We start from the raw sequence: 1585 nt of genomic DNA, 5'->3' as shown, positions 1-1585 counted from the left end.
GGGTGGGGTGGGGCGACGGCCGGGCGGACGTCCGGACCGGGGGTCCGCGGATGCGGTCGACTCAGCGCTGCCTCGACGTCCGTGCCCGCCCGACAGCCTTGCGCACCTCCGACACCACCAGCACGCTCGATGCCATCGCCGCGCAGACCAGCCAGTCGGCGACACCCAACGGCGCCGTGCCGAAGGCCACCTGCAGCACCGGCACGTGCACCACGGCCACCTGCAGCACCAGCGACAGGGCGATGGCGGCCCAGAGCCACCCGTTGGCCAGCAGCCCCACGCGCGCCGAGGCCGTCTCGGATCGTGCCGCGAGCGCGTTGACCAGCTGCGCCAGCACCAGCACCGTGAAGCCGGCCGTGCGCGCGGTGGTGACGTCCGAGGTCCCCTCGACCAGCCCGCCCGGCAGGAACAGGTCGATCGTCACGAGCACCGCGACCGCCATGGCCACGCCGGTGACGAGCACCCCCGCCCACATCGGCCCGTCGATGACGCGGTCCCCGGCCCGCCGCGGCGGCCGGCCCATGACGTCGTCCGGCTGCGGGTCCACGCCCATCGCGAGTGCCGGCCCCGTGTCGGTGAGCAGGTTGACCCACAGGATCTGCACCGCGAGCAGGGGCACGACGACGGCCTCCCCGTGCCCCGTCAGCCCCAGGAACCCGGCCAGCACCACCCCGGCGAAGACGGTGAGCACCTCGCCCATGTTCGAGCCCAGCAGGTAGCGCAGGAACTTGCGGATGTTGGCGAAGATCCCCCGGCCCTCGGCGACGGCCGCGACGATGGTCGCGAAGTTGTCGTCCGCCAGGATCATCGACGCCGCCTGGCGGGTGACCTCCGTGCCGGTGATGCCCATCGCCACGCCGATGTCCGCCGACTTCAGCGCCGGTGCGTCGTTGACCCCGTCCCCGGTCATCGCGACCACCTCGCCGCGTGCCTGCAGCGCGTCGACGATCCGCAGCTTGTGCTCCGGGGCGACGCGCGCGTACACGGCCGTGCGCCCGACGGCGTCGCGCAGGCCGGCGTCGTCGAGCGCGTCGAGGTCCTGGCCGCTGAGCACCTGGGCGCCCTCGGCGGCGATCCCGAGGTCGAGGGCGATCCGGCGGGCCGTCTGCGGGTGGTCGCCCGTGATCATCACCACCCGGATCCCGGCCCGCTGCGCCGCGGCGACCGCGTCGCGCACCTCGGGTCGGGGCGGGTCGATCATCCCGACGACCCCGGCCAGCACGAGGTCGTGCTCGACGTCGCGCGCCTCGAGCGAGGTGGGGACCTCGGCCGCGGCCGTCCGCCGGTAGGCCACCGCCAGCGTCCGCAGGGCCTCGTCGGACAGCCCGACGACCGTCGCGAGAACATTCTCGCGGCGCGCAGCGTCGAGGGGCACGACGTCCCGCCCGACGAGCACGTGGGTGCACAGGTCCAGCAGCACGTCGGGCGCGCCCTTGGTCACCACCACGAGCGCCCCGTCCGCCTCGTCGTCCGCTGCGAGCACCGACATGAGCTTGCGGTCGGAGGTGAAGGGGACCTCGGCGACCCGACGGAACCGGCGGTGCCGGTCCGCGTTCGTGCCGAGCTTGCGCTCCGCGACGAGGAA

The 1585-nt window shown here is 74.3% G+C and carries 1 protein-coding gene; it reads right to left on the bottom strand.

From position 1 onward, the window contains the following. Positions 1-61: 61 nt before the first annotated feature. A partial coding sequence (locus PKY62_RS12145) for a cation-translocating P-type ATPase (RefSeq protein WP_324537321.1) occupies positions 62-1585 on the bottom strand: 1524 nt, incomplete at its 5' end.

It is taken from the genome of Actinotalea sp., from assembly GCF_035443605.1.
GTDB lineage: Bacteria > Actinomycetota > Actinomycetes > Actinomycetales > Cellulomonadaceae > Actinotalea.
The sequence above is the reverse complement of the archived record's forward strand: the minus strand, read 5'-3'. Positions and strand labels throughout refer to the sequence as shown.